The following is an 18,082-nucleotide window of genomic DNA, read 5'->3' as shown; positions in this document are numbered from 1 at the left end:
AACTGCTATTTAGTGATCCTCTCCGCTTTTTTTCAATTCACGCTGTTTCTTTATTTCTTCGTACGTTTGATACGTAAACTTCTGATCGTCTTTACCGTTAAAGAGCCAATCAATCATTGCACCGACTAAAGCAACCAAGAAAGCTCCGCCTACTGAAATGCTCACACCATCCATCATTAAATCTAGAAGCCCAATTAAAATCCACGCACTTCCTAAATGTAAAATAAAAGCGACACTCCTGTTGCTCGATTTCAGCATACCAAACGCTTTCAATACGCGTGGAATGGACGCTATAAGAAGCGATAAAGGCACATCAATGAGAAAGCCAACAAACAGAAACAACAGAAGCGCACCTACTGATTCATACTGCAATCCAAACAAATTTAGAAAAATAAACTCGGCAAAAGAAAAGATTGCAAGCAAAAGACCAATAAGTGTTACGACAATTGTAATTTCAATCCCCTTTTTCATGTAGGCACCTCCCTTTTACTCACCTTACGATTTGCTATAAATCGTCCCTCCAACGTGTTGGATCGGACGGTGACGACCTTCATCTTCTTGTGGTGTTGACCAAAATATATGTCATTCGATATCGTAGTGTTCATCTTTCTAGTTTCTTGAAACCGAACCTGCTAACAAGATGGCTTTTATGTTAGGATTTTGCCGATAGATTGCTGCCATCTGCCGTGCTTTTTGCAGTAACAGTATGTTTGTCTCCCCTCATCAAATTAATCTTTGAGAGTATAACAATCTTTAACGACGGTGAGTGCCATACTGATGACGGCTCTCAAAAAGAAACGCAATTAAACTCTCATAATACGGGATAAACTTCTCTTGTTGTATGAGATTTATGATTTCCTCTTTCGAAGCCCATTACCGCACTGCCTCCACACGTAAGATCCCAAAGATTCGACCATCCTTGCTTAAAAGGCTGCCGCTGTTGAATGAGCATCTCTCCTTTGCTATTAAAAATACATACGTGAACAACTAAACGAAATTCATCTGGTGCTAGCGTCTCTCCACGGGTTATTTGTTTTTCGATTTTATGACGATATTGATCATATAGGTCCCACTTTTCCATTGTAAAACTCCTTATGATTATTTTTTTACCAAGTTAAAGCTTATGTAATTAACGGATAGACGACACTCTAAAATTTTACAGTAATTGTTACTGATTGTATATTACAATTCTTTTAGAAATATTAAAAAAATCATATTGCATATACGTTCTTAAATAAGCTACATTTGTAAGTGCATCCAGCTAACAATCAAGAAATGTTCTATTCAACAACCTTTATATACCAAATACTATATTTAAAATAGTTATTTTTATTATAGGGGGAACAAAGATGTGTAGAGGTAAACAGAAAGAAAAAACAATTCAAAAACTGAAGAGAATTAAAAAAATTAAAAAAGGTAAACATGTTCCATTCTCCTTAGCAAATTCACCTCGAAAATTTGATGGAAGAACTAACAAACATCTATATAAAACCAATATTCATAATCTGATTTTTGTTGATTCCTTTTTTAAAAACATCAAGTATACTGCATCTAATATAACGGCTTGTAATTTTCGAAACAGCAAAATAAATGGAGTAGATTTTATAAACACTAACCTTAAAAAAAGTAAATTCATAAATGTATACTTCGAAAATGTACTCTTTTATGGAGCAAATATAAAAGATACCGATTTCTCTAATGCTACTTTTAAAAATGTTTATTTCATAAACACGAACACCGATCAAGCTAAAAATTTAATTATAGATCAACCAGGTGTTTATATTCTTAAAGGATCCCCCTCTTTAAAAATAGATGATACCTTATTACAATCCATTGAAAAGCTAATAGAAATACCAAAAATAAAAAAACATTATGTGCTTACTACCAAGAATTCAAATGGTAAGAAAATAAACTATTGGATTCTATACTTACTTCTAATGTACTTTTCAGAAAAAGAATTGCGTAATGCTTTTCAGAAAATGTATGAAAAAAACAAGAAGACCTCTAATAAGACAATGTTTACATACTTTAGTTACTTGGAATTTTTGTCAAAATATTATAGAAAAGATGGTATACTATAGTTGTCCTGCCCTGGAACCTTTATAGGTGAATGTCAATGAAGAAACGAGGACAGTTAGATTTGACTGGTATTCAGGAAGGGGTGGTATCTATGTTATCTACATTATCTAATGGTTTAACCATTTTAGGATTTGTGGTGAGCTTGCTATCATTAGGAATTTTTATTTTATTGAAAAATATTAATTCTGTCCTTCCTCGATTACTCGGGGTCTTTACACGAAAACCTTTAAACTTCTCTATTTACTAGAGAGGTTATTTATTTTACAAAGGCAAAATAATTACGTATTAGATTGCCCCAACTGAATCCGCCTATAACTGAAAAGAGTTGCCGGAAAAAGTCAAAGAACGTGACGTTAAAGAGGTTTTATTGTTTATTTTCATTGCGCGCAACATTGCTCATAAAGTTCGTGTGGAAGATCGAAATTTGTGAGGATTTTAAAACAATTCATCAAGCTTGCAGTGATGAACTGGCAAAAGAAGCGCTAGAAACGTTTTGCGAGAAATGGACAAAATCCTATAAAAAAATCATGCAAGGGCTGCTTGAAAATCCGTAGCCATTAATCTTTTACACCATATGGCCTAAGACATACACATTGCTCTCTTCTTTTGATCTGAAGCATCACTAAATAGACTTGGCCATTAAAATGTGAAAACGACAATGGCTATCTATACTCATGTAACGAAAAAATGAAAAAATGCCAAAACCCTAATTTATCAAGGTGTTGGCAAAAGGCAATGTTAGCCTTTGATTCACAGACATAAAAAAACCACCAACATATGTATATTGGTGGAGACGGTGGGAGTCGAACCCACGTCCAGAGACATCGGCACTTAAGCTTCTACGAGTGTAGTCGATACATTGGCGTTTCGCAGTCTCATTTGCCTATCGACAGGCGTTTGAGACGCTAGCCTGATTGCGCTCTTCCTTCGTCCTCAGGCGGAGGACAGCCGGCGTAGCCCACTAAGAGTGAGACCCTTACCCTACCACATGGGCGATGGAGGGAGGATCAGCTAAAGTGCTATTACGCAGCTAAAGCTAGGTTGTTATTAGTTTTGCCAGTTATAGGCGTTGGCGTTTTAACGAGGCCGACCCCCTCGACTCGCAACTTAAGCTCGAACTACCCCTGTCGAATCCGTAACGTCCCCATGAGTAAGTCCCGGGGTGATTCTACGGGAAGTAAAAGCCGCTGCAATGCATATTCATTTGTATTGTAGCAGTGTAAATAGTATAACACCTTTCGCGAAAAAGTCAATGAAAGGTGCGCGGTACATTATGCCTTTTGGCGATCGCGGAAAGCACGATCAATTTCACGTTTGGCATCTTTACGTTTTAAGTCTTCACGCTTATCGTAGTTCTTTTTCCCTTTTGCAATACCGATTAACAGCTTCGCAAAGCCATTTTTCAAGTACAGCTTTAACGGTACGATGCTGTAGCCTTTTTCTTTTGTCGCTGCAAGCAATAAATTGATTTGCTTTTTATGCAGCAACAGCTTACGCGTGCGCATCGGATCATGATTGTAGCGATTTCCTTGCTCGTACGGGCTAACGTGCATGTTGTGGACAAACACTTCGCCTTGCTGTACGCGAGCGAAAGAATCTTTTAAATTAATGCGTCCTGCTCGGATCGCTTTAATTTCTGTTCCTTGGAGGACAAGTCCAGCCTCAAAGGTATCTTCAATATGATAATCGTGGCGCGCTTTTTTATTTTGCGCGACAAGCTTGCCTTCTCCTTTTGGCATACTTCTAACCTCCCCCAAAATGTTACAGACTATTATTGTAGCAATTTGGTCAGAAAACGTCAAGAACCGCCTGAAGCGGTTCTCATCGTATTTTGACTGCTTTGCTTAGCGTTTTTTCTTTTTCTTTTTCGCAAAGTTTCCTTTATAAAACGGCTTTTTCTTGCCTTTTTTTGATTCGCCGCTTTTGCTATCTTTTGCGCTACTCGCTTGACCTTGACCTCGACCTCGGCCTCGCTCTCCTTCAGGACGACGCGTTTTGCGTTTACGATTGCCGCTATCGATCACTTTCGGACGCTCTTTGCCACGACGACGCGGCGTTCCTTTCATGCCGACGATTTCAAAGTCAATCGCGCGCTCATCTAAATTAACGTTAATGACGCGAATCGCTAACTCATCACCAATGCGGAAGACGGTGCCTGTGCGCTCCCCGATCATCGCCATATGCTTTTCATCATAGCGATAATAATCATCGGATAAATAGCTTACATGAACGAGTCCTTCAATCGTATTCGGCAGCTCGACGAACAGCCCGAAATTCGTTACAGAGGAAATAACCCCTTCATATTCTTCGCCAATTTTATCTTGCATAAACTCCGCTTTTTTAAGGTCATCCGTTTCTCGTTCTGCATCAACGGCACGGCGTTCCATCGCCGATGCATGCTTGGCGATGTCCTCGAGCTTCGCAGACCATCTACCGAGCGTTTTGTCATCGGTTTTTTTATTGATTAAGTAGGTACGAATTAAGCGGTGCACGATTAAGTCAGGATAACGACGAATCGGTGACGTAAAGTGCGTATAGAACTCGGTTGCTAATCCGTAGTGACCGAGACTTTCCGGGAAATACTTCGCCTGCTTCATGGAGCGTAGCATAATTTTGCTAATGACCATTTCTTCTGGCTCGCCTTTTACTTCTTCTAAGAGCTTTTGAAGCGTGGCTGGATGTACTTCGGTTACGCCATCTTTTAACACATAGCCAAACATGGAAATGAATTCAACGAAGCGTGCTAGTTTTTCTGCATCAGGCTCTTCGTGAATACGGTACATAAATGGCAGATCCGCTTGATGGAAATGTTGAGCAACCGTTTCGTTGGCACAGAGCATGAACTCTTCAATAAGTTTTTCTGCTACCGACCGTTCACGCAACGCGATTTCTAACGGCTCGCTGCTTTCATTCACGATTACTTTTGCTTCACTAAAATCAAAGTCAATGGCGCCACGATTGAAGCGACGCTTGCGTAAAATTTCAGCTAATTCACCCATTAGCTTAAAGAACGGGATCAGCGACTCATAGCGCTTGTTCACTTCTTCATCTTCATCTTGAAGAATTTTACGAACGTTCGTATACGTCATCCGTTCGACCGTACGAATGACACTCGGGAAAATGTCATGACGAATGACTTCCCCTTTTGGCGTAATCTCCATCTCACACGATAGCGTTAAGCGATCGACCTGTGGATTCAAGGAACAAATTCCGTTAGATAGACGATGTGGAATCATCGGAATAACACGATCCACTAAGTAGACACTCGTTCCGCGCTCTAATGCTTCCTCATCGATTGGAGAACCTTCTGTAACATAATGACTCACATCGGCAATATGAACACCTAGCTTATAGTTGCCGTTCTCTAGCTTCGTTACGTTAACGGCATCATCTAAGTCTTTGGCATCTTCACCGTCAATGGTAACAATCGTTTCTTGGCGAAGATCGCGGCGTCCTTCGATATCTTTCGGATCAATTTCCTCAGGTACGTCATGTGCTTGTTCTAGCGCTGCAACCGGGAATTCCTGCGGTAATTGATGCTTAAAAATCACCGATAAAATATCCACACCAGGATCGTTTTTATGGCCAAGAATATGGATGATCTCGCCTTCTGCTGAATTGCGTCCTTCAGGGTACTTCACGATTTTCACAACCACTTTATGACCATCGATAGCCCCATTTACACAATCGGCTGGTACGAAAATATCATTTGGAATACGCTTATCATCAGCAATAACAAACCCGAAGCCACGACTTTGTTGGAACGTACCGACTGTTTCGGTCACACCACGCTCTAAAATACGGATGACGACACCCTCTGGATGCGTGCCTTTAGAATCTTGATTTAAGCGTACGAGCACGACATCATTATTCATGGCAGATCCGAGATCACCTTGAGCAACATAGACGTCTTTTCCTTCGCCGCTTTCTGGTAAAATAAAAGCAAACCCTTTGGCATGCGCTTGCACTTTACCTTTTACTAAATTCATTTTCTCCGGAACGCCGTAGCGATTGGAGCGCGTACGCACAACTTCGCCTTCTTCTTCAAGTGCATTTAACGTCTTAACGAGCTGTTTGAAGGCATCTGCACCTTCTAGGGTAAACGCCGCCTCTAGTTCTTTCACCGTTAGCGGTTTATATACTTCTTCTTTCATAAAAGCCAGCAATTGCTGTTTATCCACTCTATTTCCTCCTTTAAGGAAGCCGTCACTTTGCCTTATTCCACGGACCAATCAAGCTTCTGTAAAAACTGATAAACGTCTTCATGAAGCTGTTCTTTTTCCTGACCTAATGTAATGACGTGCGTTGACTCTTCGTACCATTTTAAATCTTTCATAATGCTTTCTACTTCATTATAAATAATGTTTGCTGAATCTGTGTTAATCATTTCATCATGACGCGCTTGGACGACAAAGGTCGGCGCATACACCATGTCAATATCGTTACGTACATCGCCTAGTAGCTGCTGCAAGGCCTTTAACGTCTTCATAGGTGATTCTTTAAAGGCTTCCATCTCTTCATTCACTTGTTCTTCGGTTTTGTTTTCACGGCTTTTATATTCGCGCGCATATTCTAACACGTTCTTATACATCACTTCTTCACTCTTAATGTACATTGGCGCACACATTGGAACGACACCTTTAACCGGTTTTTCCATTGCAAGCTTCAGTGAGAATACGCCACCAAGTGATAGTCCACATACCGCAATCTCCTCATAGCCGAGATCCTGTAAATGTTCATAACCTCCGATGACATCACGCCACCAATCTTCTGGTCCTGTATGTACAAGCTCTTCTGGAGGTACGCCATGACCTTTATATTGCGGGGCATGACACGTATAGCCTTTCTTTTGCAAAAAGCGGCCGAGCATGCGCACGTCAGCAGAACTTCCCGTAAAGCCATGCAACATTAGAACGGCTCGCTTTCCTCCTTCAAATGTAAATGGTTTTGGTGCTGAGATTTTCATCATGTTGCTCTCTCCTCTACATCATCTTTCTTGTAAAAATGTATACACTTCTGTGAGAAGCTCTTCACTGTTCACATCATGACAAATCATATGACGTGAGTCCTTTAAGTACAGTAGCTTCTTCTGATCAGAAGGAATGGTTTCATATATATAGTGCGCGCTTTTCAGCGGAACGAGTCCATCTTTTTTCCCCTGGACGATCAACGTTTGAGCTGTAATCTGCGAAAAAGACGGCTTAAGCGCCTTAACAAGCTTGCGAAATTGAAACAGAGCAGAAACGGGTGTTTTCGTAACCCGATGCCAGTATTGCTTATACATCCATTCGTCGTGTGGCGCATGGCTTTGTTTCATCCGTAACCAAGCGCTTAATTCATCTTGCAAATGAATAGGATTTAAATAAAAAGCGCTCGCACTAAGCAATACTACCTTCTGACACTGGTATTTTGCCGCTAAATAGGCGGCAATCATGCCACCCATCGAAAAGCCAACAACATACAGCGTATCATGCTTTTGCCGTAAAGCCAAAAAAGCACGCTCCGCTTCTTCTACCCAGCGCGCTTGTTTCACACCTCTTAAATGAAGTAATTCCCCGTGCCCAGGGTATGTAGGTACAGCAATTTCCCAGTCCGTACGAGCGCGTAAATAATCTGCTACCGGTTGCACTTCAAATGGACCTCCCGTAAATCCGTGAAGACAAAGACAGCCGACCATAAATACTCCCCTTTTTCTCTATAGGATACCCTGATTTATCAAATCAAACACACAATTCATCAGGTAAAGAAAAACAGCAAGTGAGCACATCACCTGCTGTTCTAAGAGTATACGTTATACGATGTAAGCGACTGTAATCGCCAATAGGAAAAATAACACGCCGAGGACAACAGTAATACGACTTAATACCGCTTCCATCCCACGGGCTTTCTGCTTTCCAAATAGCTGTTCAGCTCCCCCAGTAATCGCACCGGACAAACCTGCTGAACGACTGGATTGAAGAACAACGACGAGAATTAAAGCAATCGAAACGATAACTAATAAAATGGTTGCTGCAGTTTCCATCTTTCACACCTCCACGGACAACACTATACATTTAAACTAAATGTACCATAGGAACGGGTGCTAGGCAATGTATTTTAGAGAACAGCCCGCTCCTGCGCCTATCTTACTCTGAATCGTTTGAGGGTTCTTCTTTTCGTTTTCCACCACGAAAGACGAGGGCGCTGCGCTCATACTCTACATCACTCACGCCGAGACGGAAATTAATGACGCGGGCAATCGCAAAGAAATAATCCGATAAGCGATTGACGTATTTTAGTACAATCGGATTGATCGTATGCTGTTGCTCTTTTAACGCTACAATCTCTCGTTCCGCACGACGGGCTACGGTGCGACACACATGGATCATGGCCGCAGCTTCCGATCCGCCTGGCAGGATAAAGCGCTCTAATTCCGGTGCCTCTTTTATATAGTCATCAATGCGTTCTTCTAAAAACGTAATCATCTCTTGGTTCGCTTTAAAGGGATAATCTTTTTTGACCGCTGATAAGTCGCCACCACAATCAAACAGTTCATGTTGAATTTTTGTTAACTCACTTGCCAAATCTAGAAACATAGGCTGTGAAAGTTTGGTAAGCGCTAAACCGACAAAGCTATTAAGCTCGTCAATCGTTCCGTAGGCGTTCACCCGAATATGGTTCTTTTCTAATCGTCCACCAATGACACTCGTCTTGCCTTCATCTCCCGTTCTTGTATAGAGCTTCATGTTTGTACTTCCTCCTCATTTTAACGTTTGGGCAAGTCCATACCAAATCAGTTGAACAGCGGCGGCTCTTTGCACAATCTCTTGATAAAACCAACCCGTCATATCGCGAATGTCACGAAGTTCACGCTCCATCGGCACAATGCCCTTGCCCACGTCAGTACCAATTAAAACGACAGAACGTCCGGGTGCTTCACGCTCAAAGTCCAACCATTTCTCTAAAAGCATGGAAAGCACTTCGCGCGCTGATGTTGCGTCCTGCTTTACCACATTCGCTACGAGCTGCTCTAATCCTTCTATCACAAGCACTGAATCGCTGTAGCCGTCGAGCGTGAGCTGGTTCTCATGAAAATAACTAAACCATTGGTTACTAGGCTTGTCTACTTGAAAGTGTTGTTGTACAAAGCGTCCTTTGCCGTGAAAGGCGCCTCCTGTAATGAAGTACATCGACCGACCCCTCTCCTTTCCTCTTGTTGCCACTGTAACGTAAAACCTTGCCCGTGAGAAACCGACCAGTGCCACATGTCTTTTTCTTGTGGCGCAAAGTGCGATAGCAATAACCGAAGCGGACCGCCATGTGTAACAATGACCGCCTGTTGCCTATCGTCATGCTGCATCTGCTCAAGCATCGTAAACCACGCATGCAACACACGCGCTGTAAACGTAGCATACGACTCCCCACCCGGTGGTGTAATCGTTGTAGGATGATCAATCCATTGCCGGTAATGAGGGTTGTTACATAAGTCAGCATACGTTTTCAGCTCCCACTCTCCGAAATGAAGCTCGCGAAAACCCTCACAAACCGTGACGTCACTATTAGGAAACAACATTGCGGCTGTTTCCATCGCGCGCAAAGAAGGGCTACTGTAAATAACGTCTGGCGTGTCGGTAAGTGGGTGAAGGAGCTGACGACCTTCCTCACAAAGCGGTGGGTCGCTCCAACCGATATAACGCTTTTCTTGATTTTCCTTTGTTAGCCCATGACGAAGCAAAGTAATAGCCAGCTGATCATCCATAGCCATGATTCCACTCCTTCCGTTAAGGCACCTAACGTATCGCCATTAATTCCACCAAAAGCGACTGTGAAAAACCGTTTGCTCAAAAGAAAAAAGAGAATCATCGCAAGCAGCAAGCTACCTCCAAGCAGGCTATGATGCCAAAGCACCGCCACGCCTACTAGCAGAAGAGCCACCACACCATAAAAGAAACGAAGACGGCGATCAGCCATTTGCCGCATGCTATATGCCATGCCTTCTTCTCGCGAGAGCGGAGCCGTCACGAGCATCCAGCCCATACTAATGCGACTTAAAATAGGGATCGCGAAAAAGATAAAAGGCGCCGCTTCTGGATTCAACTTGATCACTTCATACAGAAATAAGGTGCGCCAGCTTAAGAGAAAAAGCACACTTAACACGCCAAAGGCCCCTGTTCGTGGGTCTTTCATAATTTCTAAACGCTTCGCTCGATCGCGATAGGAAAAAAACGCATCAGAGCAATCCATCCATCCATCTAAATGAAGCCCACCAGTAAACACGACTGAAAAGGTAACAAGATAAAAAGCGACCATTTCTAAAGGTACTGTCTGCTGGTGCAGCAAGCCATACGCTTGAAGCGCTAGTAGACTACCAAGGATGACACCAACGAGCGGATAACAGCGTAAGCTCCATTTCCCACTCTGCTCATTCCAAGCAAACGAAGCTTTAATCGGAAGCGCTGTTAAAAATTGCAACGCTAGCCCAAACCCGACAAGAAACGATAAACGACTTCGTTCTTCACCCATTTTGCTTCGCTCCCTTTCTCAGAAGTGGTAAGCCATATTCCATTTGTAGCACCCGCTCTGCTTCGGCGACGAAGGTTTGATGCAATGCACCTAATAGTTGCCCATAATATAAGGTCGCTTCATCGTCCCATACCGTCTCATGTCCAATTTCATTAGAAACAACGACGACGTGGCCAGCGGTGTGCGTTAGTTGCCGAATTCCATCACGAATCTTCTCGTAGCATGCTTGACGAAACGCCGGTTCTCGCCACGGTTCTAGTCCAGCTTCCCAGCCTACAAACAGTTCGTTGCTTACGAGATTCGTTAAACAATCAAGCAAGACACGATCTTGCGCTGTAAAAGATGCGGCGAGTTGCTCAACATGGCGTGGCTGCTCCCACGTTTTCCACTGATGATGGTAGTGGCGGCGATCGTCTTGATGACGTTTCACCCGCTGCTTCATTTCTTCATCATACGGCGCACTCGTCGCAATATAATGAAGCACTTCATCTGCTTTTACTTCATCCATCATTAAGCGTTCAGCGTAACCACTTTTACCACTACGAACGCCACCTATGATCATCGTAAGCATGCTTTACCTCTCGCTAATAGCGCAAGTAAGATATCGTTTTCTTCAGGCGTGCGTAGGGCAAGCCGAATATAGGCGCCAGCTAAGCCGTGAAAATTATACGTGTGCCGCACCGCAACGCCTTCGGAAAGCAGAAATTTAACGAGTGGAAGTAAATCGGTCGTTTCTTTTGTTCGAAGCACATAAAAATTCACTAGCGATGGACTGACGACATAGCCGAGCGCTTCTAGCATAGGAAAGAAGCGCTGTCGTTCCTCTGCCATGTTGCGGGCCGTTTCTTGCGCATACGGCGTTCCTTCTTTTAGCACACGTTCCCCAATGTGTTGAACAGGTCCATTGACACTCCACGGCGGCTGAAGAGCCATCATCGCCGCAATGACTGCTTGAGAAGCAAGCGCATAACCGAGACGCAAGCCTGGCAGCTGGTACATTTTCGTTAAGGAGCGTAAAAGGATGACATGATCATGGGCACGAACATACGAAGCTGCTGAACACGGTTGCTCTGTAAAGTGAATAAATGCTTCATCAATGACAAGATATACGTGCTCTTGTTCACAGATGGCAATCATTTCGGCAAGCGTTTCCTCAGCCAAGAGCGTTCCCGTTGGATTGTTCGGTCGACAGAGAAAACATAGCTTTTTGCCCCGTACCGCTTCTTTCCAATGTTCTAATGAAAGCTGCCAATCGTCAGCTTCCGTCGTTATGTAAGAAGTTACCCTACATCCATTTGCTTCACACGCCTCTCGATATTCCGAAAAAGCTGGCTCAATAATCAATACCTCGCTTTTTTGAAAAACGTGGGCTAGTAAATAAATCAGTTCTGCCGCACCGTTTCCGGCAATGACTTGATCGAGCGAGAGCCCCTCTTGAGACGCAATCGCGGCACGGAGCGGTTCCGCTGTTGGATGCGGGTAATGAAACATATGGTCCACACTGCGCTGCCACTCCTCCTGTAGCAGAGCGAGCGGTGGATAGGGATTAACATTCACACTATAATCATGGGTAATCTTACGAGCACCTACGTTTAATGCTTGTGCAAGCAATTGAGGATTAGCTCCATGGTTTGGTAAAGATTGCATACAGACCTCCTAACGCAATGAGTACACCCCAAAATGCCCATACGGTACGTTGCATCATCATCGTTGTTTTTTCAATGTGTGCGACGGCTAACACGACGTTCGCTTCGCCTATGAGCGGACGATGTGATACGCGTCCTTTATAGTAATTCGTGCCGCCAAGCTGAATCCCTAAGCGCCCCGCTACCCCCGCTTCACACCAGCCACTATTCGGACTCGGATGATTCTTCGCCTGACGACGTAACCATGTAAAAGAAACGTACGTAGGGGTAATCGGAACAATCAGCATCAGCAGACCGGTCAATCTTGCTGGTATGTAATTCAGGACGTCATCTAAGCGAGCCGACGCCCAGCCAAAGGCGTGGTATTGCTCATTTTTATAACCGACCATAGAGTCACATGTATTCACGGCTCGATAGAGTAATGCGAGCGGTGCGCCGCCTATAAAAGCAAAAAACAAGGGAGCAGTGACACCATCGCTCGTATTTTCAGCGACAGTTTCAACTGTTCCGCGGGCAATCTCTGCTTCAGTAAGCGTGTCGGTATCACGGCCGACAATCCAGCTTAACTTCTTACGCGCTTCGGGCATGTCGCCTTGGCGTAATGGGTTAGCAACCGACTGACCAGCCTCTTTTAACCCTTTAGCAGCAATGGTCGTTGCAATAAGAATACTTTCGATTGCAATGCCAAACAGAGGATGAAGTCTATAAGCGAAATGTACCACAACGTAAGCACAGCTTACCGTGAGGAAAAGAAGACATAGCAGCATCGCAACACCTTTTAGCTTTCGATAGCGCCCTTTATTCCACAGACGATCCAGCGCGGCAATTATTTTACCAAATCCGATGACAGGATGCGGCAGCCAGCGAGGATCACCGATTAGCTGGTCAATCAAGACAGCAAGCGATAAGGCAAGCGTATGATACACGATGATCATGAGCGTGTACCGACCCGCTGGTCATAGTGAGCTAGCGATTGTGTAAGCGCTTCATAAACAGCTTTACCAATTGCCTTTCCGAGCGCTGTTGCGGTTCCTGCATAGTGAATCGTTTTCCCTTGTTGTGTCGCTGCTACACTGACACAATCGGTTGTCGTACCAGTGGCAAGCGTTTGAGCTTGCTCATCACGTACACCACGGTCACGCAACGCTGCACTTTTCGCCTCTGTTGCCGTCATCATCGCTTGCAAAAAGGCGGCATCCGTTAACGTACCTTCAATAAATAAAAACATATTAATCGTTCCCGGAGCGGCATGAGTCGGTTGTTGCCAAGCACGCGACGCGTCACAGGCATTGCCAACACCTGCTGTCACATAGGCGGTTACGTTGTTTACACTTGCCACACCTACATCTTCAATGAAAGCGGCTGTCATCATGCCTACCGTCTCATCGCTAGAATAGCGCTGTTGCTCTATATAGTCTTGAAACTCTTGCTTTGCATCACTGCAAGCATAATTTTTGGGTACATGACGATTTATAAACGTATGTGCCCAGGAGAAACCTTCACCAATGAGGGCAGAAGAAAGTGTTTTATATAAAAAAGGCGCCTGCATACAGAGGTGATCGCCCTTTTGTTCCATCGTTACACTTTCATGCTGATTCGGTACGTTTTGTTGAGTGCTCGGAGCTAGCGCAATGAGGGGCTTCGCTTCAACCGGATGGCCCTGAACGTGTAACTGCGTTCGATAGACGTCTTGCAAAACTTGGGTTTGCATCATTTCTGAAGGCGTTCCGTGCGCCATCATTTTCCCTTCATGAAGCAAAAGAATATCATCACAATATAAACTAGCAATATTCAAATCATGTAAAATAGCAACGACCGTTAACTCGTGCTGTTGCACGCGTTCTTTTAACGTATCCATCAGCTTCACTTGATACGAGAGATCCAGATGATTCGTCGGTTCATCTAATAGCAATAGCTGTGGTTCTTGTGCTAAGGCTTTCGCTAACAACACACGCTGCCGCTCTCCTCCGCTTAAAGAAGCGATGCTTTGTGAAGCAAGATGCGCTACGCCCGTTATGTTCATCACGTCACGGACAACGCGCTCATCTTCGCTCGTGGCGCGCTTTAATAAGCCTTTATAATACGGATAGCGCCCGAGTGCCACCACTTCCTGCACGGAAAAGTCAAAGGAGTTTTCACCATGTTGCGGCAGCACCGCCACAATCTTGGCTAACTCTTTAGACGAAAAGTCAGAAATCGCTGTGCCGTCAATGGTAATACTGCCTTCCATACAAGGAAGCTGTCCAGTTATCATCTTTACTAGCGTTGTTTTTCCGCTTCCATTCGGGCCAATAATGCCTGTGAGCTTCCCTTTTTTCGCCTGAAAAGAAACGCTATTTACTTTTTTCGTTCCGTCATACCCACCGGATGCATTGTTTACAACGATCATGAGGTTCCCTTCTTTCGGCGATAACTTATGAAAATAAAAGCAAAAATGGGGCTACCAATAATGGCGGTAAGGACGCCAATCGGCAACTCTGATGGCGCAACGATCAGCCGCGAGACAATATCCATCACAACGAGAAAAATACCCCCTGCAATCATGGAAAGTGGCAATAAATGACGATGATCGCCTCCCCAAATCATGCGCACCATATGCGGAATCAACAAGCCAACAAAGCCAATCGTTCCTGAAACCGCTACAGCCGCTCCTGTTAATAACGACGCACCAAGCAATACGCTCATCGTATGACGCTTCACATTGACGCCAATATGACGCGCTTCTTGTTGCCCAAACGACAGTGCATTTAATTCGCGTGCGCTAGCGAGCAGCAAAAGCAAGCCGAGTATCAGAAATGGCGCAATGAGATTAACATACGCCCAGCCTCGCATGGAAACACTGCCGAGGAGCCAGCCGATCACTTGGCGAAGCTCATCTCCCGTTAAAGCAATAATAAGCGAAATGAGTGCGCCTAAAAAAGAGCTGCAAAGAATGCCCGTTAAGATGACCGTTTCGACCGTTAAATTACGTTGCACAAGGCGCGCAAATACGATAACCCCGACTAACGTCACAAACCCCGCTATTATACTAACGATTGGCAGCGTATAAGCGCCTACGAATGGCAATTGTATACCAAAGAAAATGACGCTTACCGCCCCGAGCGAAGCACCTGACGATACGCCTAACGTGTACGGATCAGCAAGAGGATTTTTTAATAATCCTTGAAAGGCAGCGCCGGCAAGCGACAGCGAACCGCCAACGAGCAAGGCGAGTAAAACGCGTGGAAAGCGAATGTCCATAACAATCGTGCTTTCCGTCGGATCAATCGTTGCTAGTGATCCGAGATGAAAGACATTCGCGCCAATTATCTTAATAACGTGAAAAAGGGGGATAGGTATAGAGCCTACCGAAATCCCCAAAGCAGCGACGACTGCTAAAAGAAGCAGCATCGCTATATATGAAAAGGTCCATTTACTTTTTGAATACGTCTGGATAGATCGCTTTGGCAAGCTCTTCCACTCCTTGTGCTAAGCGCGGTCCTGGACGAGAAAGCAAGTCATTGTTGAGATTGTGAATGTCTTTCGCTTTCACTGCTTGAACATTGCTCCATGCTTTGCGTCCGGAGATTTGTTTCCATACGTCTTGATCGCTACTGCCATACGTTGTAATAATAGCATCTGGGTTGTATTTTACAGGCTGTTCTTCGGAAACTTTTGGCCATCCTTTTAACGCGCCAGCGGCATTTTTCGCATGAATGCTTTTTAGCATATCATCGATAAACGTTCCTTGACCTGCCGTATAAATTTCTGGCGAAGGAGAAATTTCAACCCATACTTTTTTCTCTTTTTTTACTTGCTTCGCTTGCTCTTCAATACTTGCAAGCTTCTTTTTCATATCGTCTACAATTTCTTGTCCTTTTTTCTCTGTACCCGTTGCTTTCGCAATCATATCAATCGTTTTATACGTATCATCAAAGCTTTTCGCATCGTTAATAACAATGACTTTCACACCCGCATCTTCAAGCTGTTTTAAGCCATCTGCCGAGTTATGAGCAGCCGACGCATGGGCAAGCACAACATCTGGTTTCATACCGATAATTTTTTCAACATTAAATTTCATACCGCCTACTTTCGGCTTCTTTAATGCTTCTTTCGGATATGTATCGTTATCCGTTACACCAACGATTTCTTTGTCTAAACCAAGCGCAAAAGCAATTTCTGTATTACTCGGAATAAGCGATACAATTTTCGTTGGTTTTTTATCTAATTTAACCGAATGACCGACCGCATCTTTAATCGTAACAGGGAAAGCTTCATTTTTACTTGCAGTTTCTTTGTTGTTTCCGTCAGATGATGACTTTCCACCTGAACAGCCCGCGGCAATCATCATAACGATGACGAGCATCGCGATTGCTTGTAAACTTCTTTTCACTATGTTCACGCTCCTAGAGTAAGTGTACCGAATAAGCCATAAAAAAAACGCCCCCTTCACGAGGACGAGTCAATACAACGTCACGCACCGACGCCTATTGATTCACCTTTCCTCGAAGGTTCTTCACAAGCATAGAGGGCAGGTGTCTGACTTTCAATGAATCTACTTTCATTGATTACAGTGGCGGGACCGCGCTGGACTTTAACCAGCTTCCCTTTTAACTGTTGCATCGTGTGGAGCAACAGACCTTCTTCGCTTATTCAGCTAGTATCATTATACTCTACTCCAAACAAATGAAAAAGATTATTTTGGCAAAAGTGTATGAGCGGTTCGTTGTTCCTGTTGCATGCGCCAATCGTGCGCTAACAATCCAAAGCCATAAATATCACTGTATATGCCTTCATCATAATGGGCTTGTCGACGCACCCCTTCTTTTTGAAAACCTAGCTTTGTTAAAAGCGACTGACTCCGCTCGTTATAGCTATATACTTCGGCCTCGATACGATGGGTAGCTCGTTGGAACAAGACGTGAAATAGACCGGTAAGTGCCTCACTCATATAACCTGATCCTTCTTGTTCGCCTAGTCCAAATCGCAACCAGCCTACTTTTTGGGCCATCTCCATCCAGTTGAAGCGCACATAACCAATGCTCCTTCCACTGCTTTGTTTCTCCAATATCACATAAGTTTCTTTACACGAGGTAAGGCTGCGTCGAATATCAGCACGTTCATTCTGTTCTGAAATAAAGGTCGCACTACCTGTCGACATTTTCCGAAAGGTCGCTGTGCTTTTCCAACACGCCAAATCAGGCGCATCCCGTTCAGAAACCGGTCGAATAATAAGACGTTCTAGCTCTAGATTCATAAATATAGACCTCCAGAGAGAAAAATAGTTAATGTACACTTCCCTTATGTGAACGATTGTATGCGTATCCATTCTTTGTTAGTAGTGGTTGAGGGTAGGTGCTTGGGTGCGTGCGAATCGCGTAGGGAAAAAGTTTTATGCGCAATTTAGTGCTATTTAAGCCATCAGACATTTTATATAAGTTTTATCCTATTTGAGAGATTTTTCATGCAATTTTATACTATTTTTGTTCTATGAAGAGAGCTTTGCTCATGATTATGACAATCAGAGCGGCTCTGCGCGCGAATGGAGCGACTCTGCTCGCCGATGAAAGAGTTTTATATACATTTTTGCTATTTACGCAATCACAGGTCTTTGCACAACATTTTATTTAGGTTTTGCTCTATTTGAAGGTTTTTCACGTAATATTTTCTTGTTTTCGTCCCATTAAGAGAGCTTTCTGCGCGATTTTGAGTGTTGACGCGCGATTAAAGCAGCTTTGCGCATGAACGGAACGCCTCTGCGTGCGAACAGAGCACCTCTGCGCGCGAACAGAGCACCTCTGCGCGCGAACAGAGCATCTCTGCGCGCGAACGGAGCACCTCTGCGCGCGAACGAGGAGAAATCTCCCAAGTCACCG

20 protein-coding genes, 1 other RNA gene, 1 pseudogene and 1 riboswitch are annotated in these 18,082 nt (G+C 44.0%); of the genes and pseudogenes, 3 read left to right on the top strand and 19 right to left on the bottom strand.

The window, feature by feature from the left end; genetic code table 11:
* Positions 1–9: 9 nt before the first annotated feature.
* Positions 10–471, bottom strand: a complete 462-nt coding sequence (locus A374_RS02385; RefSeq protein WP_007200578.1) for a YrvL family regulatory protein — start codon at positions 469–471, stop codon at positions 10–12.
* A gap of 340 nt (positions 472–811) precedes the next feature.
* Positions 812–1,081, bottom strand: a complete 270-nt coding sequence (locus tag A374_RS02380; protein WP_007200577.1) for an NUDIX hydrolase — start codon at positions 1,079–1,081, stop codon at positions 812–814.
* 268 nt (positions 1,082–1,349) lie between these two features.
* Here A374_RS02380 and A374_RS19435 point away from each other — a divergent pair, with 268 nt between their 5' ends.
* The 3 genes and pseudogenes from A374_RS19435 to A374_RS21415 all read left to right on the top strand — a co-directional run.
* Positions 1,350–2,081, top strand: a complete 732-nt coding sequence (locus tag A374_RS19435) for a pentapeptide repeat-containing protein (protein WP_007200576.1) — start codon at positions 1,350–1,352, stop codon at positions 2,079–2,081.
* 35 nt (positions 2,082–2,116) lie between these two features.
* The gene (locus tag A374_RS02370; protein ID WP_007200575.1) at positions 2,117–2,326 is read left to right on the top strand and encodes a hypothetical protein; all 210 of its coding nucleotides are present in this window, start codon (positions 2,117–2,119) and stop codon (positions 2,324–2,326) included.
* A gap of 42 nt (positions 2,327–2,368) precedes the next feature.
* A pseudogene (locus A374_RS21415) lies at positions 2,369–2,630 on the top strand (transposase); the annotation flags it as partial.
* Between the two features lie 234 nt (positions 2,631–2,864).
* Here the strand turns inward: A374_RS21415 and ssrA are convergent.
* The 17 genes from ssrA to A374_RS19430 form a co-directional block, all read right to left on the bottom strand.
* Positions 2,865–3,225, bottom strand: a transfer-messenger RNA (tmRNA) gene (ssrA, locus tag A374_RS19790).
* A gap of 125 nt (positions 3,226–3,350) precedes the next feature.
* A complete protein-coding gene (smpB, locus tag A374_RS02365) occupies positions 3,351–3,818 on the bottom strand; it encodes an SsrA-binding protein SmpB (RefSeq protein ID WP_007200573.1) in 468 nt (155 codons plus the stop codon).
* A 105-nt stretch (positions 3,819–3,923) separates the two neighbouring features.
* A complete protein-coding gene (gene rnr, locus A374_RS02360) occupies positions 3,924–6,260 on the bottom strand; it encodes a ribonuclease R (RefSeq protein ID WP_007200572.1) in 2,337 nt (778 codons plus the stop codon).
* Between the two features lie 35 nt (positions 6,261–6,295).
* Complete coding sequence (locus tag A374_RS02355; RefSeq protein ID WP_040340248.1) at positions 6,296–7,048, bottom strand: alpha/beta hydrolase; 753 nt, start codon at positions 7,046–7,048, stop codon at positions 6,296–6,298.
* Between the two features lie 18 nt (positions 7,049–7,066).
* Positions 7,067–7,756, bottom strand: coding sequence for an alpha/beta hydrolase (locus A374_RS02350; RefSeq protein ID WP_007200570.1), 690 nt, complete (start codon positions 7,754–7,756; stop codon positions 7,067–7,069).
* 114 nt (positions 7,757–7,870) lie between these two features.
* Positions 7,871–8,101, bottom strand: a complete 231-nt coding sequence (gene secG, locus A374_RS02345) for a preprotein translocase subunit SecG (protein ID WP_007200569.1) — start codon at positions 8,099–8,101, stop codon at positions 7,871–7,873.
* Positions 8,102–8,204: 103 nt separating this feature from the next.
* Positions 8,205–8,804 carry a cob(I)yrinic acid a,c-diamide adenosyltransferase gene (locus A374_RS02340; RefSeq protein ID WP_007200568.1) on the bottom strand — a complete coding sequence of 200 codons (600 nt, stop codon included), beginning with the start codon at positions 8,802–8,804 and terminating at the stop codon, positions 8,205–8,207.
* Between the two features lie 15 nt (positions 8,805–8,819).
* Positions 8,820–9,248, bottom strand: coding sequence for a bifunctional adenosylcobinamide kinase/adenosylcobinamide-phosphate guanylyltransferase (locus tag A374_RS02335; protein ID WP_007200567.1), 429 nt, complete (start codon positions 9,246–9,248; stop codon positions 8,820–8,822).
* Positions 9,182–9,823: a histidine phosphatase family protein gene (locus A374_RS02330; protein ID WP_007200566.1), complete on the bottom strand. Its 642-nt coding sequence runs from the start codon at positions 9,821–9,823 to the stop codon at positions 9,182–9,184. The genes A374_RS02335 and A374_RS02330 overlap by 67 nt, the downstream gene beginning before the upstream one ends.
* Positions 9,775–10,581: an adenosylcobinamide-GDP ribazoletransferase gene (cobS, locus tag A374_RS02325; protein WP_007200565.1), complete on the bottom strand. Its 807-nt coding sequence runs from the start codon at positions 10,579–10,581 to the stop codon at positions 9,775–9,777. Before cobS ends, A374_RS02330 begins: the two co-directional genes overlap by 49 nt.
* Positions 10,574–11,152 carry a bifunctional adenosylcobinamide kinase/adenosylcobinamide-phosphate guanylyltransferase gene (locus A374_RS02320; protein WP_007200564.1) on the bottom strand — a complete coding sequence of 193 codons (579 nt, stop codon included), beginning with the start codon at positions 11,150–11,152 and terminating at the stop codon, positions 10,574–10,576. Before A374_RS02320 ends, cobS begins: the two co-directional genes overlap by 8 nt.
* Positions 11,140–12,228, bottom strand: a complete 1,089-nt coding sequence (cobD, locus tag A374_RS02315) for a threonine-phosphate decarboxylase CobD (RefSeq protein ID WP_007200563.1) — start codon at positions 12,226–12,228, stop codon at positions 11,140–11,142. The genes A374_RS02320 and cobD overlap by 13 nt, the downstream gene beginning before the upstream one ends.
* A complete protein-coding gene (gene cbiB, locus A374_RS02310; RefSeq protein WP_007200562.1) occupies positions 12,200–13,162 on the bottom strand; it encodes an adenosylcobinamide-phosphate synthase CbiB in 963 nt (320 codons plus the stop codon). Before cbiB ends, cobD begins: the two co-directional genes overlap by 29 nt.
* Positions 13,159–14,616, bottom strand: coding sequence for a heme ABC transporter ATP-binding protein (locus tag A374_RS02305; protein ID WP_007200561.1), 1,458 nt, complete (start codon positions 14,614–14,616; stop codon positions 13,159–13,161). The genes cbiB and A374_RS02305 overlap by 4 nt, the downstream gene beginning before the upstream one ends.
* On the bottom strand, positions 14,613–15,677 hold the full coding sequence (locus A374_RS02300; RefSeq protein ID WP_007200560.1) for a FecCD family ABC transporter permease: 1,065 nt from the start codon (positions 15,675–15,677) through the stop codon (positions 14,613–14,615). Before A374_RS02300 ends, A374_RS02305 begins: the two co-directional genes overlap by 4 nt.
* Entirely contained in the window at positions 15,640–16,599 is a 960-nt protein-coding gene (locus A374_RS02295) for an ABC transporter substrate-binding protein (protein WP_007200559.1), read from the bottom strand. Before A374_RS02295 ends, A374_RS02300 begins: the two co-directional genes overlap by 38 nt.
* A 120-nt stretch (positions 16,600–16,719) precedes the next feature.
* Positions 16,720–16,865: riboswitch (cobalamin riboswitch) on the bottom strand.
* A 37-nt stretch (positions 16,866–16,902) separates the two neighbouring features.
* Positions 16,903–17,463, bottom strand: a complete 561-nt coding sequence (locus A374_RS19430) for a GNAT family N-acetyltransferase (RefSeq protein WP_007200558.1) — start codon at positions 17,461–17,463, stop codon at positions 16,903–16,905.
* Positions 17,464–18,082: the final 619 nt, after the last annotated feature.

Origin of the sequence: Fictibacillus macauensis ZFHKF-1, assembly GCF_000269865.1 — a bacterium.
Taxonomy (GTDB): Bacteria; Bacillota; Bacilli; order Bacillales; family Fictibacillaceae; genus Fictibacillus_C; species Fictibacillus_C macauensis.
This window is presented reverse-complemented; position numbering and strand designations above follow the sequence as displayed.